Consider the following 22,639-nt stretch of genomic DNA (forward strand, 5'->3'; position numbering starts at 1 on the left):
TGCATGCATTATACGCTTTTAAGCAGGCAATTTTGCAAAAAGGATCAAAATTTTTTATTCGCCCCTTGTAATCGAAAAGACCGACCCAATATAGGCGTTAAGGACGAGATGTGGTGAGCAAACTGCGGGACTTGAAAAGTCGAAACCGTGGCCCCATATCCAAACCAAGCAACGAATTACTGCATATAAAAGATTTTTTGGAGGACTCCATGGGTAAGATTATCGGTATCGACCTCGGCACAACCAACTCGTGTGTAGCTGTGCTCGATGGCGGCAAGGCGCGAGTGATTGAAAACGCTGAAGGCGATCGCACTACGCCCTCCATCATTGCGTTTACTGAAGACGAAACGCTGGTAGGTCAGCCTGCAAAACGTCAGGCCGTGACCAACCCAACCAACACCTTCTTCGCTATTAAGCGTTTGATTGGTCGTCGTTTCAAAGACGACGAAGTACAGCGCGACGTGAACATCATGCCGTTCAAAATCATTCAGGCTGATAACGGTGATGCCTGGGTGGAAAGCCGTGGCAAGAAGATGGCACCGCCTCAGGTGTCTGCCGAAGTGCTGAAAAAGATGAAGAAAACTGCAGAAGACTTCCTCGGTGAAGAAGTGACTGAAGCGGTTATCACAGTACCTGCTTACTTCAACGATGCGCAGCGTCAGGCCACCAAAGACGCCGGCCGTATCGCTGGTCTGGATGTGAAGCGTATCATCAACGAGCCAACTGCCGCGGCACTGGCCTATGGTATTGACAAGAAACAGGGCGACAACATCGTTGCCGTGTATGACCTCGGTGGTGGTACGTTCGATATCTCCATCATTGAAATCGACAACAACGATGGCGACCAGACCTTCGAAGTTCTGGCAACCAACGGTGACACTCACCTCGGTGGTGAAGACTTCGACAACCGTCTGATCAACTATCTGGCTGACGAGTTCAAGAAAGAGCAGGGTCTGGATCTGCGTAACGATCCACTGGCCATGCAGCGTCTGAAAGAAGCCGCTGAAAAAGCCAAGATTGAACTGTCCAGCACCAATCAGACCGAAGTGAACCTGCCGTACATCACTGCCGATGCCACAGGTCCCAAGCACCTGGTGGTAAAAGTGACCCGTGCCAAACTGGAGTCACTGGTTGAAGATCTCATTCAGCGCTCACTGGAGCCTCTGAAAGTGGCTCTGGCCGATGCCGACCTGTCTGTGTCTGACATCAACGAAGTGATTCTGGTGGGCGGTCAAACCCGTATGCCAAAGGTGCAGGAAGCGGTTACCAACTTCTTCGGCAAAGAGCCTCGTAAGGACGTAAACCCTGACGAAGCCGTAGCCGTGGGTGCTGCCGTGCAGGCGGGCGTACTGGCCGGTGACGTGAAAGACGTACTGCTGCTGGACGTGACCCCGCTGTCTCTGGGTATTGAGACCATGGGCAGCGTGATGACCAAGCTGATTGAAAAGAACACCACCATTCCTACCAAGGCAAGCCAGGTGTTCTCTACTGCCGATGACAACCAGAGCGCCGTGACCATTCACGTGCTGCAGGGTGAGCGTAAGCAGGCCAGCGCCAACAAGTCACTGGGTCAGTTCAACCTGGAAGGCATTGAGCCCGCACCACGCGGCATGCCACAGATTGAAGTCACCTTCGACATCGACGCCGACGGTATTCTGCACGTGTCTGCCAAAGACAAGAAGACCGGTAAAGAGCAGAAGATCACCATCAAGGCTTCTTCTGGTCTGTCTGACGAAGAAGTTGAAAAAATGGTGCGTGACGCCGAAGCCCATGCCGACGAAGACAAGAAATTCGAAGAGCTGGCTCAGGCCCGTAACCAGGCTGATGGTCTGGTGCACGCGACCAAGAAGCAGGTTGAAGAAGCCGGCGAAGCGCTGGGCAGCGATGACAAGGCCAAGATTGATGCAGCCGTTGCTGACGTTGAAAAGGCAGTAAAAGGCAACGACAAAGAAGCTATCGACAAGGCCACTCAGGCGCTGATTGAAGCTTCTGCCAAGCTGGTGGAAATTGCTCAGGCCAAGGCCCAGAGCGCCGAGGGCAGTGCCCAGGGGCAGTCTTCCAGTAATGCCGGTGGCGACGATGTGGTTGACGCCGAGTTTGAAGAAGTGAAAGACGACAAGAAGTAATAAGCCCGGCTTATTACCTCGGTAGCGGGCGTTAGGGGCAACCCTCACGCCCGTTTGTCCAAGCCAAGCAATGAAAGCGTGAGCATATGTCAAAGCGAGATTATTACGAGGTACTCGGCGTAGGCCGTGACGCCAGCGAGCGGGACATCAAGAAGGCCTACAAGCGCCTGGCGATGAAGTTTCACCCCGACCGTAACCCCGGCGACAAAGAGGCCGAAGCCAGCTTTAAAGAGGTTAAGGAAGCCTATGAAATCCTGACCGATGCTGACAAAAAGGCCGCTTACGATCAGTTTGGTCATGCCGGTGTCGACCCTAACCGCGGTGGCGGTGGTTTCGGTGGCGGTGGTGATTTCGGTGATATCTTCGGCGATGTATTCGGCGATATCTTCGGTGGTGGTCGCCGTGGTGGTGGTCAGCGTCAGGCGGCGCGCGGTTCCGATCTGCGCTACAACCTGGAGCTGTCGCTGGAAGAAGCGGTACGCGGCCTGACCAAAGAGCTGAAAGTGCCTACACTGGTTGGCTGTGACAGCTGTGATGGCTCTGGTGCCAAGAAAGGTTCGTCTGCCACTACCTGTGGTACCTGTCATGGCATGGGCCAGGTGCAGATGCGCCAGGGCTTCTTTGCCGTGCAGCAGACCTGTCCTACCTGTCATGGCCGCGGCAAGATAATCAAGGATCCTTGTAACAAGTGTCATGGCAATGGCCGTGTTGAGAAGACCAAGACACTGTCGGTGAAAATTCCCGCTGGCGTCGATACCGGTGACCGTATCCGTCTGGCCGGTGAAGGTGAGGCCGGCGAATTCGGTGCACCGCCGGGCGACTTGTACGTACAGGTGACGGTGCGCGAGCATCCCATCTTCGTGCGCGACGGTAACAATCTTTACTGTGAGGTGCCAATTTCCTTTGCCAAGGCAGCCCTTGGCGGTGAAATCGAAGTGCCGACCCTGGATGGCAAGGTGAGCCTGAAAATTCCGACCGAAACCCAGACCGGGCGCATGTTCCGTCTGCGTGGCAAGGGCGTGAAGTCGGTTCGCAGCCATGCAGTGGGTGACCTGTTATGTAAGGTAGTCATGGAGACGCCGGTTAACCTGTCTGAGCGTCAAAAAGAACTGCTGCGCGAGTTTGAGGCCAGCCTCACCGGTGAGTCGAAAAAGCACAGCCCCAAGGCTGAAGGCTTTTTCGATGGTGTGAAGAAGTTCTTTCAGGATCTGAACAGTTGATCCAGAACCACAAACGATAAAAAGCCCGGCAATATGCCGGGCTTTTTTTTGGGTTTGTGGTGCTATGGCGCATAGGTCAGATTGCCTTGTTCGACCATGGTCGCTAGCGCCGGCCTGTCGAGGCAAGGTTGTAAATACTGTCGCAACTCCGCTATTACCGGGAGTCCTGTCATCTTGTGTATCAGCAGCCTAACACTGTTGTGGATATATGCCAGACTGAGCCCGCTTTCCAACAATTAGCCGCAAGGCAGTAGTCCTTTGGCCAGAATCTGCTGTGCACGTTGGCTTTTCCCGGCATGGCTCAGGTGAGTCTGGGAATATTCAGCTTTATAGATTCGGGATAAATACGTTCATTTTTAATCCCTCGCCAAGGGTGCCACATCCGGTTCACTTTGGCGTCCGTTCGAGAAATATACCGGGGACACAGAGCAACCCTGCCGCCGTTTTGGTATGACCAGGGCGTGGACTGACGTGTTGGCCTGAGGCATGACTCGGGATAGAATGTGGTCGGTGGAGCCCTAGTTGATGGGCATTAAAGGACTAATTCAATGAAAAACCTCTTCTGTTCGCTGGCACTGCTGGCACTTCTTGGCGGCTGCGCCACTCACCAATCGCCCACAGGTCGGGGGCAAACCCTGCTGTTCTCGACTGCTGAAATGAACCAGTTGGGAGCTTCCTCGTTTGAAGAAATGAAGAAGCAACAAAAGATAAGTAAAGACAGTAAAATCAATGCTTATGTAGCCTGTGTGGCAAATCGGGTCACAGCGGCGCTGCCAAATAACAATGAGCATTGGGAAGTCGTGGTGTTTGATTCACCCCAGGTAAACGCCTTTGCGCTGCCAGGTGGCCATATTGGTGTATACACAGGCCTTTTGAAAGTGGCTGAAAATCAAGACCAACTGGCGGTAGTGCTTGGCCATGAGGTGGCCCATGTGCTGGCACAGCACAGCAATGAGCAGGTGTCCCGTGCCCAACTGACAGGCACTGGCTTACAGCTGGCCAATGTGGCATTGGGTGCTGGCGGCGTGGCCAATCGAGACCTCTATATGGCAGCACTGGGGCTTGGTGCTCAGGTAGGTTACATTCTGCCCTTTGGCAGAGAACAGGAAACCGAAGCTGATGTGATGGGGCTTGAACTGATGGCCCGCGCCGGTTTTGACCCCAGAGCCGGGACCAAGCTGTGGCAAAATATGGCCAAAGTGGGCGGCGAGCAGGGGCCGGAATTGCTGTCGACTCACCCATCCCACAGTACACGTATCAGTGAACTCAGCAAGCTTGAGCAAAAAGTATTGCCCTTGTATGAGGCGGCAAAAGCGGCCGGGGTGAAGAACTGTCAAATTACTAAATAAGGCAGAGCTTTTTCGCCGCGGCTGCCTATTTTGTGATAGAATGCCTGCCGTTATTTTCATGTACATTCGAGAGAACCCGAATTATGTCTGATAAATTCAGCACTGTTGAACTGCAGGCTAGCTACGGCGTAGGCCGTCAGCTGGGCGAGCAACTGGCCGCCAATTCCTTTGAAGGTCTGGACATCCCTGCCGTTCAGGCCGGTTTGGCCGACGCATTTGACGGTAAAGAAAGCGCCGTTTCTATGCAGGATCTGCAGATTGCCTTTACCGAAATCAGCCGCCGCCTGCAACAGGCTCAGGAGCAAGCCGCAGAGGCTTCAATTGCTGAAGGTGAAAGTTTCCTGGCTGAAAACGCCAAGCGTGACGGTGTATTCGTGACTGAATCCGGTCTGCAATACGAAGTGCTGAGCGAAGGCAATGGCGACAAGCCTACCTACGAGTCCACTGTGCGCACTCATTACCACGGTTCATTCATCGACGGTAAAGTGTTCGACAGTTCAGTTGTCCGTGGTCAGCCAGCTGAGTTCCCGGTTTCTGGCGTTATCGCCGGTTGGACTGAAGCACTGCAACTGATGAACGTTGGCGCCAAGTACAAGCTGTACGTGCCATTCCACCTGGCCTATGGCGAGCGTGGTGCGGGTTCATCCATCCCGCCATACTCAACTCTCGTATTTGAAGTTGAGCTTCTGGATATTGTTTGATGTTAAACGCCTGAGCAATGCTCGGGCGTTTTTTTATGATTCAGGGAGCAAGAAATGACAGCACATGTAAGGGTCGCAGTCATTGGTGCCAGTGGCCGTATGGGGCGGGCACTGCTGGAAGCTGCGGGTAACCACGAAGGCATAGTGCTCGGCGCTGCCGTTGAGCGTCCGGGTTCAACCTTGATTGGTGTTGATGCCGGTGAAATGGCCGGTCTGGGTAAACTGGGCGTAAGCCTGGTAGATAGCCTGGATGCGGTAACCGAGCAGTTTGACGTCCTTATCGACTTCACCTCACCGGAGTCGACGCTGCAAAACCTTGACTGGTGTGTTAAGCACGGCAAGGCCATTGTGATTGGTACTACCGGCTTTAACCATGCCCAGAAAGAACAAATAGTCGCGCTGGCGGAAGAAACCCCGGTGGTGATGGCCCCCAATATGTCTGTTGGCGTTAACCTGATGTGGAAGCTGTTGGAAGTGGCCGCCAGGGTAATGGGTGAGTACACAGATATCGAAATCATCGAAGGTCACCACAGGCACAAGAAAGATGCGCCTTCCGGCACCGCACTCAAGATGGGCGAAGTGATTGCTCAAACATTGGGGCGTGACCTGGAAAAAGTGGCCGTGTACGGCCGTGAGGGCATCACAGGTGAGCGCGATCGTCAGACCATCGGCTTTGCCACAGTGCGCGCCGGCGATCTGGTAGGTGAGCACACCGCCATGTTTGCCGATATCGGCGAGCGTCTGGAAATTACTCATAAAGCATCCAGTCGTATGACCTTTGCCAATGGTGCCATGCGCGCTGCCAAGTGGTTGGCCGATCAGAAGTCGGGTCTCTACGACATGCAGCAGGTATTGGGTCTGAATTGATTAAAAAACCGCCTATCGGCGGTTTTTTTGTGATCTGTGACCGCACTTTATAGACGAGGCTGAGCTTTCCAGATATAATCCTTGGAATTTGTCAAAATTTCGTCTTTTCGCGGAAACTTGGTAATTTAATCTTAATTATTCTTCAAATAACAATAACTTGGCTCTTTCGGAGGTCGCGTTGACAAAGTCTGCCTTACTCGTACTCGAAGATGGAACCCTGTTCTCAGGCACTGCAATAGGTGCAGATGGAATTGCTGTCGGAGAGGTTGTTTTTAACACTTCAATGACAGGCTATCAAGAGATATTGACGGATCCTTCTTATTCTCGACAGATAGTTACCCTGACTTACCCTCACATCGGAAATACCGGAACCAACGATGAAGACACAGAATCCAATGGGGTTCATGCCTGTGGTCTCATCATTCGCGATCTTCCTCTTATCGCCAGTAACTTCCGTTCTACCCAATCCCTCAGTGATTATCTCAAAGCCAACAACGTCGTTGGTATTGCCGATATCGATACCCGCAAGCTGACCCGTATTCTGCGTGAAAAAGGTGCTCAGGCCGGTTGTATCCTGGTGGGTGATGAACGGGACAGCGATAAGGCACTGGCGGCGGCCAAAGCCTTCCCAGGCCTCAAAGGCATGGATCTGGCCAAGGAAGTAACGACAGCCGAGCGCTATCAGTGGCGTCAGGGGAGCTGGCGTCTGGAAGGTGGTCTGCCTTCAGACACGCCGGAAAGCGAGCTTAAATACAAGGTTGTGGCATACGATTACGGCGTGAAGACCAACATCCTGCGTATGCTGGTTGACCGTGGCTGTGACGTAACCGTGGTACCTGCCAAGACTTCAGCCAGCGAAGTGCTGGCGATGAATCCGGACGGTGTGTTCCTGTCAAACGGCCCAGGCGATCCAGAGCCATGTGATTACGCCATTGCAGCAATTCAGGACATCCTCAAGACCGATATCCCGGTATTCGGGATCTGTTTGGGTCACCAGTTGCTTGGCCTGGCCAGCGGCGCCCAGACCCTGAAGATGAAATTCGGTCACCATGGTGCCAACCACCCAGTGGGTGATGTGGAAAAGGGCACTGTGATGATCACCAGCCAGAACCACGGTTTTGCCGTGGATGAGGCAACACTGCCAGCCAACCTCAAGGTGACCCACAAGTCGCTGTTCGATGGTTCGCTGCAGGGCATTCACCGCACCGACAAGCCGGCCTTCAGCTTCCAGGGTCACCCTGAAGCCAGCCCGGGTCCACACGATTGCGCCCCGCTGTTCGACCATTTCATCGAACTGATTGAAGAGTATCGCAAGAACGCCAAGTAAGCCGAGCTGGAGAAGATTGAAGCAATGCCAAAACGTACAGACATAAAAAGTATTCTTATCCTGGGTGCTGGCCCGATTGTTATCGGCCAGGCCTGTGAATTCGACTACTCCGGCGCCCAGGCCTGTAAAGCCCTGCGTGAGGAAGGCTACCGTGTCATCCTGGTGAACTCCAACCCAGCCACCATCATGACCGACCCGGAGATGGCCGATGCCACTTACATCGAGCCCATCCACTGGGAAGTGGTACGCAACATCATCGCCAAAGAGCGTCCGGACGCCATTCTGCCTACCATGGGTGGCCAGACTGCACTGAACTGTGCGCTGGAGCTGGAAGCCAAAGGCGTTCTTAAGGAATTCAACGTTGAGATGATTGGCGCCACCGCCGACGCCATCGACAAGGCTGAAGACCGCGCCCGTTTCGACAAGGCCATGAAGAAGATTGGCCTCGAGTGTCCACGCGCCGGTATCGCCCACAGCATGGAAGAAGCCTACGGCGTTCTCGACCAGGTTGGCTTCCCTTGTATTATCCGTCCATCCTTCACCATGGGTGGCTCGGGCGGCGGTATCGCCTATAACAAGGAAGAGTTCGAAGAAATCTGTTCTCAGGGTCTCGAACTGTCTCCTACCAATGAACTGCTGATTGACGAGTCGCTGATCGGTTGGAAAGAGTACGAGATGGAAGTGGTGCGTGACCGCAACGACAACTGCATCATCGTCTGCGCCATCGAAAACTTCGACGCCATGGGCGTGCACACAGGTGACTCCATCACTGTGGCACCCGCTCAGACCCTCACCGATAAGGAATACCAAATCATGCGTAACGCCTCCATGGCGGTACTGCGTGAAATCGGTGTGGAAACCGGTGGCTCCAACGTACAGTTTGGTGTCAGCCCTACTACCGGCCGTATGGTTGTTATCGAGATGAACCCCCGTGTGTCGCGCTCATCTGCGCTGGCCTCTAAAGCAACCGGTTTCCCGATTGCCAAAGTGGCTGCCAAGCTGGCCGTGGGCTTTACCCTCGATGAGCTGATGAACGACATTACCGGCGGCCGCACCCCTGCGTCCTTCGAGCCGTCCATCGACTACGTGGTTACCAAGGTGCCACGCTTTAACTTCGAGAAATTCGCCGGTTCCAACGACCGTCTGACCACTCAGATGAAATCTGTGGGTGAAGTGATGGCCATCGGCCGTACTTTCCAGGAGTCAGTACAGAAGGCTCTGCGTGGTCTTGAAGTAAGCCGCAACGGTTTCGACCCTATCGTCGACCTGAGCGATGCCGATGCCATGCAGAAAATTCGCCATGAGCTCAAAGAGCCGGGCGCTGACCGCATTTGGTACATTGGCGATGCCTTCCGCGCCGGTCTGTCTGTGGACGATATCTTCGCCCTGACCAACATCGACCGTTGGTTCCTGGTGCAGATTGAAGAAATCATCCAGCTGGAAGCCAAGGTGAAAGAGCTGGGTGTTACCGGTATCGATGCCGACTTCCTGCGTAAACTCAAGCGTAAGGGCTTCTCCGATGCGCGTATGAGTGCACTGCTTGGCATCAGCGAAGGCGAAATCCGCAAGCTGCGTGAGCGCTTTAACGTGTTCCCGGTATACAAGCGCGTGGATACCTGTGCGGCCGAATTTGCCACCGACACCGCTTACATGTACTCCACCTACGAGGAAGAGTGCGAAGCCAATCCGTCCGACAAAGACAAGATCATGGTACTGGGCGGTGGTCCAAACCGTATCGGTCAGGGCATCGAGTTCGACTACTGCTGTGTACACGCCGCGCTGGCGCTGCGTGAAGACGGTTATGAAACCATCATGGTTAACTGTAACCCTGAAACCGTTTCTACCGACTACGACACCTCAGACCGTCTGTACTTTGAGCCAGTGACTCTGGAAGACGTGCTGGAAATCGTGCGTATCGAGCAGCCAAAAGGCGTTATCGTGCACTACGGTGGCCAGACGCCACTGAAACTGGCCCGTGCCCTCGAAGCTGCCGGTGTACCAATTATCGGTACCAGCCCTGATGCCATCGACCGTGCCGAAGACCGTGAGCGTTTCCAGCAGGCCATCAAGCGCCTGAATATGAAGCAGCCTGAAAACGATACCGTGACCACAGTTGAAGGTGCCGTGATTGCCGCCGAGCGTATTGGTTACCCACTGGTGGTTCGCCCATCCTACGTACTGGGTGGCCGTGCGATGGAAATCGTGTATGACGAGCAGGATCTGCGCCGCTACTTTAACGAAGCGGTGAGCGTATCCAACGCCTCGCCAGTACTGCTGGACCGCTTCCTGGACGATGCCACCGAGGTGGATATCGATGCTGTGTGTGATGGCGAAACCGTGGTTATCGGTGCCATCATGGAGCACATCGAACAAGCCGGTGTTCACTCCGGTGACTCTGCCTGTTCGCTGCCTCCTTACACCCTGTCCAAGGCGATTCAGGACGAGATGCGTGAGCAGGTGACCAAGCTGGCCTTCGAGTTGGGCGTAGTGGGCCTGATGAACGTACAGTTCGCCGTGAAGGATAACGAAATCTACATGATTGAAGTTAACCCACGTGCTGCCCGTACTGTGCCATTCGTGTCCAAGGCCACCGGTGTGCCACTGGCCAAGATTGCCGCCCGTGTGATGGCAGGTCAGAGCCTGAAAGAGCAGAACTTTACCAAGGAAGTTATCCCGCCTTTCTACTCAGTGAAAGAAGTGGTGCTGCCGTTTAACAAGTTCCCTGGCGTTGACCCGCTGCTCGGCCCTGAAATGCGCTCTACCGGTGAGGTAATGGGTGTGGGCGATACCTTCGCCGAAGCCTATGCCAAGTCTGAGCTGGCCTCTATCAAGGACGTTCCACGCTCAGGCCGCGCCCTCTTGTCTGTGCGTAACAGCGACAAGAAGAAGGTTGCCGACCTGGCCGCCAAGCTGCTGGAGCTGGGCTATGAGCTGGACGCCACCCACGGTACCGCCGTGGTACTGGGTGAAGCCGGTATCAACCCGCGTCTGGTGAACAAGGTGCATGAAGGCCGTCCACACATTCTTGACCGCATCAAGAACGGTGAATACGCCTATATCGTCAACACCACCGAAGGCCGTCAGGCTATCGAAGATTCACGCCAGCTGCGCCGCGCTGCACTGCGTTACAAGGTGAACTACACCACCACCCTGAACGCCGCCTTCGCCAACTGTGTGGCTCACAACGCCGACGACCGTAACAAGGTTGCTTCGGTGCAGGAACTGCACGAGCGCGTGAAAAACGCCAAGGGCTGATTGGCCACCAAGCCAACACGCTAGATAAAAAAGCCACCCAATGGGGTGGCTTTTTGTTTGCTTATTTTGATGTATCTCTGGGTGCTGGTTTTGGGTTACCTGATTGATTTTTATTTGTGAATGTCCAATTATTGATAAGCGTTGGGCATTTTAGCTGCGAAAGATAATTGCGTTAGGGTGTCCATTGTAGTGCAGTGATGAATCAATCCGACAACCAGGGAGGGAGGTTCGGAGTCCAAAACTCCAAATCAGGAGATACGTTGATGTTTTCTAACCTCAGACTCTCGCAGCAACTTTATTACTCGTTCGGTACCCTCATCCTGTTGCTGTTGGTTGTCACCACAGCTGGCTATCGTGGCCTTTCCAGTGGTTTTGAGAATTTTACTCAGTACCGTCATTTGGCCCGAAGCTCAAATGCGGCTGGTGATGCTGAGGCCGCCTTGCTTCGGGTCAGGATAGATGTACTTAAGTATCTGAAAACACCCGACACTCAAAGTTATCAGTCATTTCAAAAGAATATGGCAGAGCTCAGGCGTGGCTTGGCCAAGGCAAAGGAAATGGAATTCGATGCCGCCCGTCAACAATTGTTGGCCCAGGCTGATGAATTTGTTCAAAGCTATGTTACTACCTTTGAAACTGTCACCCAGGATTTCGCAGCTCGGAATAAGGTGGTGGATGAGGTGTTGGATCCCACAGGGCTTGGCATGCGTGAAAAAGTTACCGATATTATCACTGCCATGTACCAGGAGGGCGATGCCGAAGGACTCTTTGTCGCGGCTCGAAGCCAGGAAAAACTGATGCTCGCCCGGCTCTATGCCTCCAGGTTTCTGATATCAAACAATGAGGATGATTATCAACGGGCTTTGCAGGAATTGTCTGCGCTAGATGGCACCGTATCCGGGCTTCAGAGCACCGCTACTGCAGATATTGTGACCGATAAAATACAGGGAGTAGCAGAGGGGCGGGTCAGATACCGTGATGCGTTGAAAGAGGCGTATGGCATCATTCAGGCTCGTAACAAGCGCATTTCTGAAGGGCTTAATGTCATAGGCCCCAAGGTCGCTGGGCTGCTTAAAGATTACAACGATTCTATACAACAGCAGCAGGATGAATTGGGACCCCAAGCTCAGCAGCAAAGTGAAAGCGCTATGAATACCGTTGTTGTGGTGTCCATTGCCGCATTACTGATTGCATTTGTACTTGCTATAACGGTAGTTCGAGCGATTAGGCGGCCTGTAGGGGGGGAACCCGGGGAGATAGCATCTGTTGCCCGTGGGATAGCCGCCGGAAATTTAAAGCAGCAGTTCAACGCCGAAGGCAGTACCGGTATTTACGCGGCTATGGCCGAAATGAATGAAAATCTGCGGCGCATTATAAGTGAATTGACCGAAGCGTCCCGCACCTTGGGCGATTCTTCAAGTGCAATGCTTGGGGTGACTGAAAAAAGTAAGGTTAATTCAGGCGCTCAGGCCGATCAACTGGCACAAACAGCGTCGGCAATGCAGGAGATGACCCATACGGTTGATGATATTGCCCAAAATGCCCAGCGGGCGTCAGCAATGGCCTCTGAAGCGGATCATCACGCCCAGGAAGGAATGGGCGTGGTGGAGGATACCCGCCGCAGCATTATGGAGCTGGTAGACAAGATTACCGATGTGAGTGGCATCATTGGGAATCTTGAGAAGGAAACAGAAAATGTAGGCTCAATCCTCGATACGATTCGGGGTATTGCTGAGCAAACCAATCTGTTGGCACTCAATGCCGCCATTGAGGCTGCCCGTGCCGGCGAGCAAGGGCGCGGCTTTGCCGTAGTGGCCGATGAAGTTCGAAATCTTGCCAGTCGCACCCAAAAGAGTACTGAAGAGATCCAGGTGTTGATTGGCAGGCTTCAGGGGGAATCACGCCGCTCGGTAGAGTCAATGCGGGTCAATGTGTCTGAGGCGACCCAAACGTCCGAAAAAGCCAATAGAGCCATAGCTGCGCTCGGCGCCATCGCGGATTCTATCATGGCCATTCGCGATATGAACCATCAGATAGCCGTTGCTGCCGAACAGCAGTCTACTGTGGTTAACTCAATTAATTTGAGTGTGGAGGAAATAAGCGTACTGGCACGGAAAAATGCCGAAGGCAGTGAGCAGATACAGAGCTCTGCCGATGGTATCAGCAGCATCTCCCGCAAACTTACAGCGATAGTTGGTCGATTTAAACTATAAGGGCGACAGTAGTCTCCAGCCGGCATGTTGAGTTCTCTGATGCCAGACCAAGACTAAATGCTCTGGTCTGGCCTTTTTGTTTCTGGTGCTGTTGTGCTTGGCGCTTTGCTGTGGGCATGTTATCAACAAGACTCCTGGCCGCAGGCAGTGCTTAAACTAATGTAGTAATTCACAAAAAGCGACGGCCCTTATTGATTGTGTTTCACCGGCAGTATGTAGCGCCAGTGCAGCACCGAAAAGCGGAGTCACCATGAGTATCGATAAACTGTCTGAAGCCAAACAATTGCTTGAACAACCCATGACCCTCGGCAGCCTGAAGCGTTTTCAGGTGCTTTGCAGGGGAATGGATCCAGAAGCTGAAGCTGTGAGAGAGTTGCGAGCTCCCATAAAGGCCAAGGTAGCTGAAGATGAAGACTTGTTTTTTACTGCGCTTGAGCAAGGACTTTTGTAACCTGCGTGATGCTGTAATTTCCGTACCTCAGTGGCCTTGAATTGAAATTTTCAGCCCCCATTTAGTGGTTTATGAACGCCTGTAAATACGTTTTCGCCGTCCTGGTTTTTATTATGAGCCTGCTGTTTAGTAGCGGGGCGGATGCATCGCAGTCGTTTTTGACTGGGGGTGAAACTCAGGCGTCATCACTTTTCGGTGAATTAGCATTGGATTGGACGCCACAAGAAGCTTTGGAGCGTGGCTCCCTTACGGCTGCTGTTTTCACAGCTGAATCAGATGTCAGTGGTATTGCCCACCACAGCGCAGACACTTCATCGCCACTTGGCAAAGATCTTAATATTCCCCGCTCGTTTCGATGGCAGGTGCTGCAAAGTCAGTGGCAGCGCGATTTTGCCCCCGAATACCAACTCTTGTTCGAACCGGCGATGCCAAGCTCCCCCGAACTTGAGCCGGGACGGATAGAACCCAAGCCGCCTCAGGTACAGTGGGTGCTTGGGCCGCAAACCGGTGGCAGCTTGCGCCCCGGTGGCTGGAAAGACACCAATCTGCAATTCCGCTTTATCCAACAAGCCGACTTTTCTCTCGCTTAATCAGGCCTTTTGCCTGTCTGGGGCCGCGCGATTTCGTCGCGGCTTGGACACAGATTTTGTGAGAGAACATCATGATTACCGATTCTATCCTCCTGCGTGGGCGGCAAAAGTCGTCTGCGCGTAAAAGCCTTAACCGTAATTCCCCCTGGCAGGTGCTAAGCCTGCTTATTGGACTGATTTTACTGGCATTGTCGGCCTTGCCGAGCTTCTTTGGTGAAGATGCTGCACTGGTGGTGGGCAAAGATGCCTGGCTTGGGCCCGAGACCATCCGTGAGCAGCTTGGCGCTGCCAATATTGCTGTTAAGCACATCAGCCGCGACGGTGATAACGTGCTGGTGGTGCTTGCCGAGCCGCAGCAGCAAATGCCGGCCCGGGCGCTGTTGCTGCCAACAGCCAGGGAAGCCTCAGCCATTACCCTGTCTATGGTGCCTGCCGCGCCCGAGTGGCTCAGTCAGTTCGGGCTTTCGCCGGTAAAACTTGGGCTGGATTTGCGTGGCGGCGTGCAGTTTTTGATGCAGGTGGATCTGGAGCCCGTGTATGCCGCCCAGGGCGATGCCTTGTCGTCGGCTATCCGTGAACAGCTGCGTGCCCAAGGCAGCCGCGGCGTTGCCCTTTACAAAGACGATACCAGCGGCGAAGCGCCTGACGCCATCCGCGTTGCGGGCGATGAAGCAGGCTTGTCGCAGCTTAAAGTTTGGCTGCAACGCAGCTACCCACAGTGGTATATCAGCACCAAAGACGGCGCGCTGCATTTGCGCCTGACCGATAACGAACGTCAGCTTATCCGCCAGCAAACCATGGGTGAAAACGTGCGCATTATGCGTGGCCGTATTGGTGAGCTTGGGATCACCGAAGCTGTGGTGCAGCGACAGGGCGACAGCCGCATTCTGGTGGAGCTGCCCGGGGTGCAGGATCCGGTTGCCGCCAAGAGGGTGCTGGGTGCGACCGCCAGCCTGGCCTTTTTTGAGCTCAGCGACAACCCGGGCGCTCAGCAAATGCCCTTCGGCGAAGGGCGTATCGGCATTGCCCGTCAAAGCGTACTTGGCGGTGAGCATATTAAGGATGCCCGTGCCGGCAGTGATGAAATGGGACGTCCTTCAGTGAATATTGCGCTGGATACCGAAGGTGGCCGCCGCATGGCGGATTTTTCCCGAACTCACATTGGTAAGCCCATGGCCACCAGTTACAGTGAATATCAGGCCACCGAGCAGGGCAGCCGCAAGGACAGCCGGATAATTTCGGTGGCTACCATCACCAGTCAGCTGGGGAATCGCTTTTCAATCACAGGGCTTGGCAGTCATCAAGAAGCGCAGGAACTGGCCATGTTGCTGCGGGCAGGCTCAATGACAGCGCCGGTGACCATAAAAAAAGAACGCACCATAGGCCCAAGCCTGGGAGTGGAAAACATTCACAATGGATTTGCCGCGCTCACTCTGGGGCTGGGAGCCACCTTGCTGTTTATGGCGCTCTGGTATCGCCGCCTTGGCTGGGTGGCTAATGTGGCACTGCTGGCCAATATGACAATGCTACTTGGGCTGATAGCCCTTATCCCCGGCGCTGTGCTCACCTTGCCGGGCATCGCCGGCTTGGTGCTCACCGTCGGTATGGCTGTCGATACCAATGTGCTGATATTCGAGCGTATTCGCGACAAGATGAAAGAGGGACGCAGTTTGGCGCTAGCCATCGACCGCGGCTTCTCTTCTGCCTTTGGCACCATTCTCGATGCCAACCTCACCACCATGATCACCGCGTTGGTGCTGTATGCCATCGGTAATGGTCCGGTGCAGGGCTTTGCTCTGACTCTGGGGCTGGGATTGGTGACTTCCATGATCACCGGCATTTTCTTATCCCGGGTGATTATCAACTGGGTATATGGCCGCGATGACCGCAAGGCAGTGAGGGTTTAAACATGAAAAATCAAACATTAAGCCGGATTCGGTATCTGATGAGCGGCATTTCTGTGTTGCTGCTTTTAGTCTCAATGCTGCTGGTAGGCTTCAAGGGGTTTAATCTGGGGCTCGATTTTACCGGCGGCGCCTATGTCGAGGTCGTTATGGCCCCTGACACTTCGCCCCGTAGCCTCGAGCAGGCGTTGACCCCTGTGATGGGGCCCCAAATATCAGTGGTGGCCACCGAGCCCGGCCGCTTCCTGATAAGGACCGGTGATCCCTTGGATGAGGTATCCCGTCCGGCGTTCAATCAGGCGCTGACCTCCATCGATGCCGATGCCAGGACACTCGACAGTGACTCAGTTTCGCCGCAGGTGGGTGAGGAGCTGTTTGAACAGGGCGGGCTTGCGCTGTTGGTGGCGCTGATGTGTATCCTCGGCTATCTGTCGCTGCGCTTTGAGTGGCGTCTTGCCAGTGGCGCCCTGCTGGCGCTGCTGCACGATGTGGTATTGGTGCTAGGGGTGTTTGCCGTTACCGGAATGGAGTTTAACCTCACAGTGCTTGCTGCTGTGCTGGCGGTGCTTGGTTATTCGCTCAACGACTCCATCATTATTGCCGACAGGATGCGCGAGCTGATGATTGCCCGTCCCCATGACAAGCTGGCTGATATCAATAACGCCGCTGTGGTGCAAACCTTTTCCCGCACCATGATCACTTCGGGCACCACGCTGATGACGGTCGGCGCCCTGTGGCTGCTTGGGGGAGTCTCACTGGAGGGTTTTTCAACTGCCATGGCAGTGGGCATCATCACCGGTACTTTCTCCTCGGTTTCTGTTGGAACAGTTCTGCCGGAAGTGCTGCGGCTTACGCCCGATGTAATGGCCAAAACAGTTGCACAAGACTCTTGAAGGCTTAACATCTTGTTTCTGAATCTTTTCTGCAATGAACTGTACGGTGAGATTTTAGTAGGCCGATAAATGTCTTGGAATAGAGGCGGCTCATACAATTGTGAGCAGCCTCTTTTCAATCCGGGTCGGGTTTGAACTGGGTGGGTAAATAGCGTAGCATTCGCAAAAAACTTTCCCGGGCGTCCCATGCAGTCAGTTATCGAATATTTTGCCGCACATAATATTAATGATTTTGTGTTTATTCCCAATCCGGGCAATGCCGGAGACTCCCTGATTAATGCAGCAACCTTCCAGGTGTTCGATGTGGCGGGTCTGAATTATGAAGTCCACAGCTCCCGCAAGTTACGAAAAGCAATCCGGGCAGGAAAGAGTCTGGATGCACTGAAAGGCCGGATAGTTGTGCTCGGTGGCGGAGGCGCTTTTACCTCCAATTACACTTATTCCTCAACGCTGATCCAAGCCATTCACCGCGAAGTTAAGCAGTTGGTGTTGTTGCCGTGCACAGTCGAAGGTCATGAAACATTGCTGCAATCGTTGGGCTCCAATGTCACTATTTTTTGCCGCGAGAATATGAGTCTTGCCCATGTGCAGAAGCAGTGTAATGGCCCTGAAATCTTGTTGCATCATGATATGGCGTTTTCACTGAATGTGGCATTGCTGCTGGCACAGCCTGACAGTGGACTGGGTTTAAGGAAGCGTTTACGGCTGTATTTCAGAAAGCGGGCCATGGATGCTTTACGGCAGAAATGTGGTACTGCAGAGCTTAATGCTTTCCGCTTGGATGTTGAGGCATGTGGGCGTGAAATTCCGCCAAATAATAAAGACTTATCAAAACTGTTTTCCATGGGGACCCAGACCCGTGAGGAAAATTTTACAGCGGCTAAAAACCTGCTGTTACAGGTAAACATGTTCGACCATATCAAAACCAATCGTTTGCATGTCGGTATTGCATCCTATCTGCTCGGGAAGCGGGTGGAGTTTCATGCCAATTCTTACTTTAAAAATCGTGCTGTTTATGAGTTGTCGATTGAGGGCAGAGATCCAGGCGGCTTGGTAAATTTTGTGGTTAATTCAAATAGCTAATGTAATGTTTTAACAAAAAAACGGCAGCCTGAGAGTTGCCGTTTTTGTTTTATCGCTCTTGGTACGGGAGGTTAGGGAGCATAAAGTAATGGCAGATTTGCATTCACACCATGTGTAACCCTGCTGACTTGTGATTGCCGGGCGAATGACACTGCCAGCGATTGAGTTATGAGTGATTGCCAATTGTCCGTTTGGTGACGTGGAACCTGCACTTTTCATCACTGGATAAAGCCTTCGCCTACCTTTAATGCTGATTGGAAGCAATATACGAAGGAGGTGCAAGATGAAAACTGTAACACTAATCAGTTTGGCAATGGCATTATTGTCTGCGCCAATTACCGCTGCCTATGCAGTGGAAGATGTAGCATAAGCCTTTCCATTGGTCAGGCTGGAAGTGAATACCACGAGTACAAACAGTTATTTGCAGTATCATGGGCGGGCATTTACCAAAGTCGCGCCGGGGATGTACGAAGAATATCGCTGGGGCGGTACTGCTTGCGGAAGTCGGGTTTTGGATGACAGCCAAGTGGCCGCACTTCACCGCGCTTTGGATAACCCCAATGTGAAAGTAGCTTTTCGTTATCAGGATGGTCAGGGAACGTCAAAGTGCGTTGTTGGCTATTCCCTGGAGCGCAAGGGGTATTCTGACTAGTTAAAAGTTGGAATATGGCAAAAACAAATACCCAATGTGTGGTGCCAGCCTTGCCCCACACATTGGTATTCAAGCATTTTTTTAGCGTTTATATTGGGCGGAACTGCCCGGCGTGGCTTAGCTTTCTTTTGGTGGCACGTAGCCTTCAATTTCAACGTCTTTACCTTCAAACAGGAACAGCTCCATCTGCTCCTCGAGCAGTTTGCGATGCTCCATGTTCATCATATTTAATTTTTTTTCATTGATAAGCATGGTTTGCTTTTTCTGCCATTCGCCCCAGGCTTCTTTGCTGATGGTGTCGAAGATACGCTTGCCAAGCTCACCGGGGTAGAGCTGGAAATCCAGGCCTTCGGCTTCTTTACCCAGATAGACACACTGAATGGTACGGGCCATGTTTTACTCCTTGTTGGCGGCAGCAGTGCCGCCGGATTCTTGCTTAAGTTCGCTTACCAGGCTTGCCAGAATGCGCTCGGTAGCGGCGGCAAGCCCAAGATTTTCGCCTTGGAGGAGGTTATACCAGAGACTCAGGTTATCTTCCATGATTAGCGCTTCAGCCTTAGTGCTGCCAAGGCGCAGTTTTACCGGCTGAATGTCGAGGTGAAAGTGGCTGAAGGTGTGACGAAAGCCATCTAAAAATGTGAGTTCACTGGCATCGAACCCCTGTTCTTCAACAAAGTCATTGAGCGCCACCTCGCTGTCAAACTGCGGAAAGCACCAAAGCCCGCCCCAAATGCCGCTGGGTGGTCGCTTGATAAGTTTCACTGTGTCTTCCTGCTGCAGAACAAGCATCCAGCCTTCACGGGCGGGAATGGCTTTTTTCGGCTTTTTGCCGGGGAACTCGGTCTGGCGGCCTGCAAGCTGGGCTTTGCAGTCGATGGCGACAGGGCAATCGCCGCATCTGGGGCGGCTGCGGGTGCACACATTAGCGCCCATATCCATCATTGCCTGATTGTACTTTTGAATATCTTCTTTTGGCGTCAGCGCTTCGGTAAGCTGCCACAGGGCTGTATCGACGCGTTTCTCGCCTGGCCAGCCTTCGATAGCGCCGTGGCGAGCCAGTACTCTTTTAACATTGCCATCGAGGATGGGGTGATGCTGTCCCAATGATAACGACAGCACTGCACCTGCGGTGGAGCGGCCAATGCCGGGCAGGGCTAACACAGCTTCAAAGTCAGTGGGAAACTCGCCGCCGTGGTTATCGCGGATAATTTGGGCGGCCTTATGCAGGTTACGGGCGCGGGCGTAGTAGCCAAGGCCGGTCCAGTGGTGCAGCACTTCATCTTCGTGGGCGCTTGCCAAGTCGCTTACCGTGGGGAAGCTTGTCATAAAGCGCTCGAAGTAGGGGATAACAGTTGTAACCTGAGTTTGTTGCAGCATGATTTCCGACACCCACACTTTATATGGCGTCTTATTTTGCTGCCACGGCAGACTCTTGCGACCGTGTTTGTCGTACCAGTTGATGATGCGCTCGCCAAAGGCGACGCTGGAATGAGTTGCTGTCATGGACCCTGTGAATACTTGAGCGTGATGCTAAGAATTGGCGGGCAGTGTAGCCTTGCCGAGCTCAGGGGACAAGCAGGGCTGTGTGCCTTGTTCTGGTGTGCGGGTAAAATGGCTGGGATTTCAGGCTGTCAGCAAGCGCTGCTGCTGGTATACTTTTTCAGCTTCGGGGCTTGCGCTCAAAGGATAACTTTGGATAATGCCCCTTCCTTTTTGAATAGTGTTTTACGTGTCTGCATTTCAACGTCCATGGGGCAATGAATTGCGGGCAGATGCGAGGCAGGAATGAGTGAAGTAACCACCGCAGAATTTAACGAGGATGGCGTTTATCTTCGCAAGGTACGCAGCTTTGTTCTGCGTGAAGGTCGCCTGACCACAGGCCAGGCCAAAGCCCTTGAAAGTTTTTGGCCCACCATGGGGTTGGAATACAGCCCCGAGCCTGTGAATTTTGCCGAGGCCTTTGGCCGTGAAGCTGATACCGTAGTGGAAATCGGTTTTGGTATGGGCGCTTCTCTGGTGGAGATGGCGGCCAACGCCCCTGAGCTTAACTTTATCGGTATTGAAGTGCACAAGCCCGGCGTGGGTGCTTGCCTCGGTGATGCCGGTGCTGCTGGGTTAAGCAACCTGCGTGTGTATCACCACGATGCAGTGGAGGTGCTGGAAAACGCTATTGCCGACGGCTCTTTGGCAAGAGTGCAGCTGTTCTTCCCAGACCCATGGCACAAAAAGCGTCACCACAAGCGCCGTATCGTACAGCCTGAATTTGTGCAGTTGCTGCGCCGTAAGCTGAAAATCGGCGGTGTATTCCACATGGCTACAGACTGGGAAAACTATGCCGAGCATATGCTGGAAGTGATGAGCGTTGCCGAAGGTTACAAAAACCAGTCTGAAACTAACGACTATGTACCACGCCCGGATCATCGCCCACTGACCAAGTTTGAAAACCGTGGTCACCGTTTGGGCCATGGGGTGTGGGATCTCATGTTCGAACGCGTTGAATAATCAATTATTTCCATCAACCAAAGAGGAAAGAAACATGGCCAAGAACCGTAGCGCCCGTCTGCGTAAAAAGCTGCGAGTGGATGAGTTCCAGGAACTGGGTTTTGACGTACGCTGGGTATTCAATGACAGTGTCAGCGAAGCCGACATTGACGCGCTGGTGGATAAGTTTATTGATGAAGTTATTGAGCCCCGCAAACTGGGTTTCCATGGCGGCGGCCACAAAGATTGGGAAGGCATTATTGCCACTCAGGCCCTGGGCAAGTGTACCGATGAAGACCGCGCTGCGGTGAAGGCGTTCTTCGATAGCCTGCCGGTATCCGCTGTGGAAGTGTCTGAGCTTTACGATCTTTGGTGGGGCTAATCGATGGCCGAGCAGGCACTGCTTGATGAGCTGATAGCCAGAGTCAGGCCGCTGCTCGGACAGGGCAAGGTGGCGGATTATATTCCGGCCCTTGCCCAGGTTTCCCCCCATAAGCTGGGCATTGCCATTACCAGTCTCGATGGTACCACCATTGGGGCCGGTGACTGGCAAGAGCCATTCTCTATTCAAAGTATCTCCAAAGTATTCAGCCTGACCGGTGCCATGATGCTCTACGAAGAGCGTGAAATTTGGTCGCGGGTAGGCAAAGAGCCATCAGGGCATTCGTTTAACTCCCTGGTGCAGGTTGAACTTGAGCGGGGTATTCCGCGAAATCCTTTCATCAATGCTGGTGCGCTGGTGATTGCCGATATGCTGCAAAGCCGTCTGGGTGCGCCCAAACAGCGGATGCTGGAAGTGGTACGCATGATGAGCTGTAACAACTCTGTGTGCTATGACAAGGTGGTTGCCGCCTCTGAATATCAGCACAGCGCCCGTAATGCCGCTATTGCCTATCTGATGAAGTCTTTCGGTAACTTCCACAACGACGTGGACAAGGTGCTGCGCAGTTATTTCCATTATTGCGCGCTGTCGATGAGCTGCGCCGATTTGTCCCGGGCGATGATTTATCTTGCCAACAAGGGCATGACTCTGGATGGGCGGGAGATTGTGAGCCCCACAGAGACCAAGCGCCTGAATGCGCTGCTGTCAACCTCTGGCCTTTATGATGGCGCCGGTGAGTTTGCTTACCGTGTTGGTATGCCGGGCAAGAGTGGTGTGGGCGGCGGTATTATCGCGGTCATTCCCGGAGATATGGCTGTGTGCGTTTGGTCTCCGGCGCTGGATGCCAGCGGCAATAGCCTGGCGGGCACCCGTTTGCTGGAGCTGCTAGCCCAGGAGCTGGGACGCTCGATTTTCTGAGCCTTTCTTTTTAGGTTTTTTGCCCCTCGCTCAATTACAGCTACGAATCTTAAAGGCGAACTCCTGATTTGCGGACTTGGCTCCCCATCGCAGGAGATCGCTTTTTGTTACCTTCCTTAGTTACTGGTGAAAAAAATCACTTTTTAGTTATTTAGCTCACGCCTGTCTTTGCTTTGATTCAGCTCATCTTCATTGAAATTATATTAATTCCTTATTAATCATTGAAT

The 22,639-nt window shown here is 53.3% G+C and carries 19 protein-coding genes; 17 read left to right on the plus strand and 2 right to left on the minus strand.

Annotated features, from left to right (window positions below; translation table 11 throughout):
• Window positions 1–209 precede the first annotated feature (209 nt).
• From dnaK to ABYK60_RS06045, 14 genes are all read left to right on the plus strand, one after another.
• Window positions 210–2,126, plus strand: a complete 1,917-nt coding sequence (gene dnaK / locus ABYK60_RS05980) for a molecular chaperone DnaK (RefSeq protein ID WP_372871031.1) — start codon at window positions 210–212, stop codon at window positions 2,124–2,126.
• An 86-nt stretch (window positions 2,127–2,212) separates the two neighbouring features.
• The gene (gene dnaJ, locus ABYK60_RS05985; RefSeq protein ID WP_372871032.1) at window positions 2,213–3,346 is read left to right on the plus strand and encodes a molecular chaperone DnaJ; all 1,134 of its coding nucleotides are present in this window, start codon (window positions 2,213–2,215) and stop codon (window positions 3,344–3,346) included.
• A 548-nt stretch (window positions 3,347–3,894) separates the two neighbouring features.
• Window positions 3,895–4,695, plus strand: coding sequence for a M48 family metallopeptidase (locus ABYK60_RS05990; RefSeq protein WP_372871033.1), 801 nt, complete (start codon window positions 3,895–3,897; stop codon window positions 4,693–4,695).
• Window positions 4,696–4,778: 83 nt separating this feature from the next.
• A complete protein-coding gene (locus ABYK60_RS05995) occupies window positions 4,779–5,396 on the plus strand; it encodes an FKBP-type peptidyl-prolyl cis-trans isomerase (RefSeq protein WP_372871034.1) in 618 nt (205 codons plus the stop codon).
• A 54-nt stretch (window positions 5,397–5,450) separates the two neighbouring features.
• Window positions 5,451–6,263 carry a 4-hydroxy-tetrahydrodipicolinate reductase gene (gene dapB / locus ABYK60_RS06000; RefSeq protein ID WP_372871035.1) on the plus strand — a complete coding sequence of 271 codons (813 nt, stop codon included), beginning with the start codon at window positions 5,451–5,453 and terminating at the stop codon, window positions 6,261–6,263.
• A gap of 178 nt (window positions 6,264–6,441) precedes the next feature.
• The gene (gene carA / locus ABYK60_RS06005) at window positions 6,442–7,590 is read left to right on the plus strand and encodes a glutamine-hydrolyzing carbamoyl-phosphate synthase small subunit (RefSeq protein WP_372871037.1); all 1,149 of its coding nucleotides are present in this window, start codon (window positions 6,442–6,444) and stop codon (window positions 7,588–7,590) included.
• A gap of 24 nt (window positions 7,591–7,614) precedes the next feature.
• Window positions 7,615–10,845 carry a carbamoyl-phosphate synthase large subunit gene (gene carB / locus ABYK60_RS06010; protein ID WP_372871038.1) on the plus strand — a complete coding sequence of 1,077 codons (3,231 nt, stop codon included), beginning with the start codon at window positions 7,615–7,617 and terminating at the stop codon, window positions 10,843–10,845.
• Window positions 10,846–11,108: 263 nt separating this feature from the next.
• On the plus strand, window positions 11,109–13,058 hold the full coding sequence (locus tag ABYK60_RS06015; RefSeq protein WP_372871039.1) for a methyl-accepting chemotaxis protein: 1,950 nt from the start codon (window positions 11,109–11,111) through the stop codon (window positions 13,056–13,058).
• A 250-nt stretch (window positions 13,059–13,308) separates the two neighbouring features.
• Window positions 13,309–13,509, plus strand: coding sequence for a hypothetical protein (locus ABYK60_RS06020; protein ID WP_372871041.1), 201 nt, complete (start codon window positions 13,309–13,311; stop codon window positions 13,507–13,509).
• A 113-nt stretch (window positions 13,510–13,622) separates the two neighbouring features.
• Window positions 13,623–14,099 (plus strand): hypothetical protein, encoded by a 477-nt coding sequence (locus tag ABYK60_RS06025; protein ID WP_372871042.1) that lies wholly within the window; start codon window positions 13,623–13,625, stop codon window positions 14,097–14,099.
• A gap of 71 nt (window positions 14,100–14,170) precedes the next feature.
• A complete protein-coding gene (secD, locus tag ABYK60_RS06030; RefSeq protein ID WP_372871043.1) occupies window positions 14,171–16,006 on the plus strand; it encodes a protein translocase subunit SecD in 1,836 nt (611 codons plus the stop codon).
• A gap of 2 nt (window positions 16,007–16,008) precedes the next feature.
• On the plus strand, window positions 16,009–16,896 hold the full coding sequence (secF, locus tag ABYK60_RS06035; RefSeq protein ID WP_372871045.1) for a protein translocase subunit SecF: 888 nt from the start codon (window positions 16,009–16,011) through the stop codon (window positions 16,894–16,896).
• A 186-nt stretch (window positions 16,897–17,082) separates the two neighbouring features.
• Window positions 17,083–17,979 carry a polysaccharide pyruvyl transferase family protein gene (locus tag ABYK60_RS06040; protein WP_372871046.1) on the plus strand — a complete coding sequence of 299 codons (897 nt, stop codon included), beginning with the start codon at window positions 17,083–17,085 and terminating at the stop codon, window positions 17,977–17,979.
• Between the two features lie 511 nt (window positions 17,980–18,490).
• Window positions 18,491–18,631, plus strand: coding sequence for a hypothetical protein (locus tag ABYK60_RS06045; protein ID WP_372871047.1), 141 nt, complete (start codon window positions 18,491–18,493; stop codon window positions 18,629–18,631).
• Window positions 18,632–18,748: 117 nt separating this feature from the next.
• Here ABYK60_RS06045 and ABYK60_RS06050 read toward each other — a convergent pair whose 3' ends face one another.
• Both ABYK60_RS06050 and mutY read right to left on the minus strand, forming a co-directional pair.
• Window positions 18,749–19,024, minus strand: a complete 276-nt coding sequence (locus tag ABYK60_RS06050) for an oxidative damage protection protein (RefSeq protein ID WP_372871048.1) — start codon at window positions 19,022–19,024, stop codon at window positions 18,749–18,751.
• Window positions 19,025–19,027: 3 nt separating this feature from the next.
• On the minus strand, window positions 19,028–20,134 hold the full coding sequence (mutY, locus tag ABYK60_RS06055) for an A/G-specific adenine glycosylase (RefSeq protein ID WP_372871049.1): 1,107 nt from the start codon (window positions 20,132–20,134) through the stop codon (window positions 19,028–19,030).
• 282 nt (window positions 20,135–20,416) lie between these two features.
• Here mutY and trmB point away from each other — a divergent pair, with 282 nt between their 5' ends.
• From trmB to glsB, 3 genes are read left to right on the plus strand one after another with little or no spacing between them, the layout of a single operon-like run.
• The gene (gene trmB / locus ABYK60_RS06060; RefSeq protein WP_372871050.1) at window positions 20,417–21,133 is read left to right on the plus strand and encodes a tRNA (guanosine(46)-N7)-methyltransferase TrmB; all 717 of its coding nucleotides are present in this window, start codon (window positions 20,417–20,419) and stop codon (window positions 21,131–21,133) included.
• A 34-nt stretch (window positions 21,134–21,167) separates the two neighbouring features.
• A complete protein-coding gene (locus ABYK60_RS06065) occupies window positions 21,168–21,494 on the plus strand; it encodes a YggL family protein (RefSeq protein WP_372871051.1) in 327 nt (108 codons plus the stop codon).
• A 3-nt stretch (window positions 21,495–21,497) separates the two neighbouring features.
• Window positions 21,498–22,412: a glutaminase B gene (glsB, locus tag ABYK60_RS06070; protein WP_372871052.1), complete on the plus strand. Its 915-nt coding sequence runs from the start codon at window positions 21,498–21,500 to the stop codon at window positions 22,410–22,412.
• Window positions 22,413–22,639 lie beyond the last annotated feature (227 nt).

It is taken from the genome of Shewanella sp., assembly GCF_041630135.1.
Lineage (GTDB): Bacteria > Pseudomonadota > Gammaproteobacteria > Enterobacterales > Shewanellaceae > Shewanella.

Bases quoted from the DNA above. Each gene is read 5' to 3' on its own strand.
- dnaK (WP_372871031.1), top strand. From the start codon at position 210: ATGGGTAAGATTATCGGTATCGACCTCGGCACAACCAACTCGTGTGTA.
- dnaJ (WP_372871032.1), top strand. From the start codon at position 2,213: ATGTCAAAGCGAGATTATTACGAGGTACTCGGCGTAGGCCGTGACGCC.
- ABYK60_RS05990 (WP_372871033.1), top strand. From the start codon at position 3,895: ATGAAAAACCTCTTCTGTTCGCTGGCACTGCTGGCACTTCTTGGCGGC.
- ABYK60_RS05995 (WP_372871034.1), top strand. From the start codon at position 4,779: ATGTCTGATAAATTCAGCACTGTTGAACTGCAGGCTAGCTACGGCGTA.
- dapB (WP_372871035.1), top strand. From the start codon at position 5,451: ATGACAGCACATGTAAGGGTCGCAGTCATTGGTGCCAGTGGCCGTATG.
- carB (WP_372871038.1), top strand. From the start codon at position 7,615: ATGCCAAAACGTACAGACATAAAAAGTATTCTTATCCTGGGTGCTGGC.
- ABYK60_RS06015 (WP_372871039.1), top strand. From the start codon at position 11,109: ATGTTTTCTAACCTCAGACTCTCGCAGCAACTTTATTACTCGTTCGGT.
- ABYK60_RS06020 (WP_372871041.1), top strand. From the start codon at position 13,309: ATGAGTATCGATAAACTGTCTGAAGCCAAACAATTGCTTGAACAACCC.
- ABYK60_RS06025 (WP_372871042.1), top strand. From the start codon at position 13,623: ATGAGCCTGCTGTTTAGTAGCGGGGCGGATGCATCGCAGTCGTTTTTG.
- secD (WP_372871043.1), top strand. From the start codon at position 14,171: ATGATTACCGATTCTATCCTCCTGCGTGGGCGGCAAAAGTCGTCTGCG.
- secF (WP_372871045.1), top strand. From the start codon at position 16,009: ATGAAAAATCAAACATTAAGCCGGATTCGGTATCTGATGAGCGGCATT.
- ABYK60_RS06040 (WP_372871046.1), top strand. From the start codon at position 17,083: ATGCAGTCAGTTATCGAATATTTTGCCGCACATAATATTAATGATTTT.
- ABYK60_RS06050 (WP_372871048.1), bottom strand. From the start codon at position 19,024: ATGGCCCGTACCATTCAGTGTGTCTATCTGGGTAAAGAAGCCGAAGGC.
- mutY (WP_372871049.1), bottom strand. From the start codon at position 20,134: ATGACAGCAACTCATTCCAGCGTCGCCTTTGGCGAGCGCATCATCAAC.
- trmB (WP_372871050.1), top strand. From the start codon at position 20,417: ATGAGTGAAGTAACCACCGCAGAATTTAACGAGGATGGCGTTTATCTT.
- ABYK60_RS06065 (WP_372871051.1), top strand. From the start codon at position 21,168: ATGGCCAAGAACCGTAGCGCCCGTCTGCGTAAAAAGCTGCGAGTGGAT.
- glsB (WP_372871052.1), top strand. From the start codon at position 21,498: ATGGCCGAGCAGGCACTGCTTGATGAGCTGATAGCCAGAGTCAGGCCG.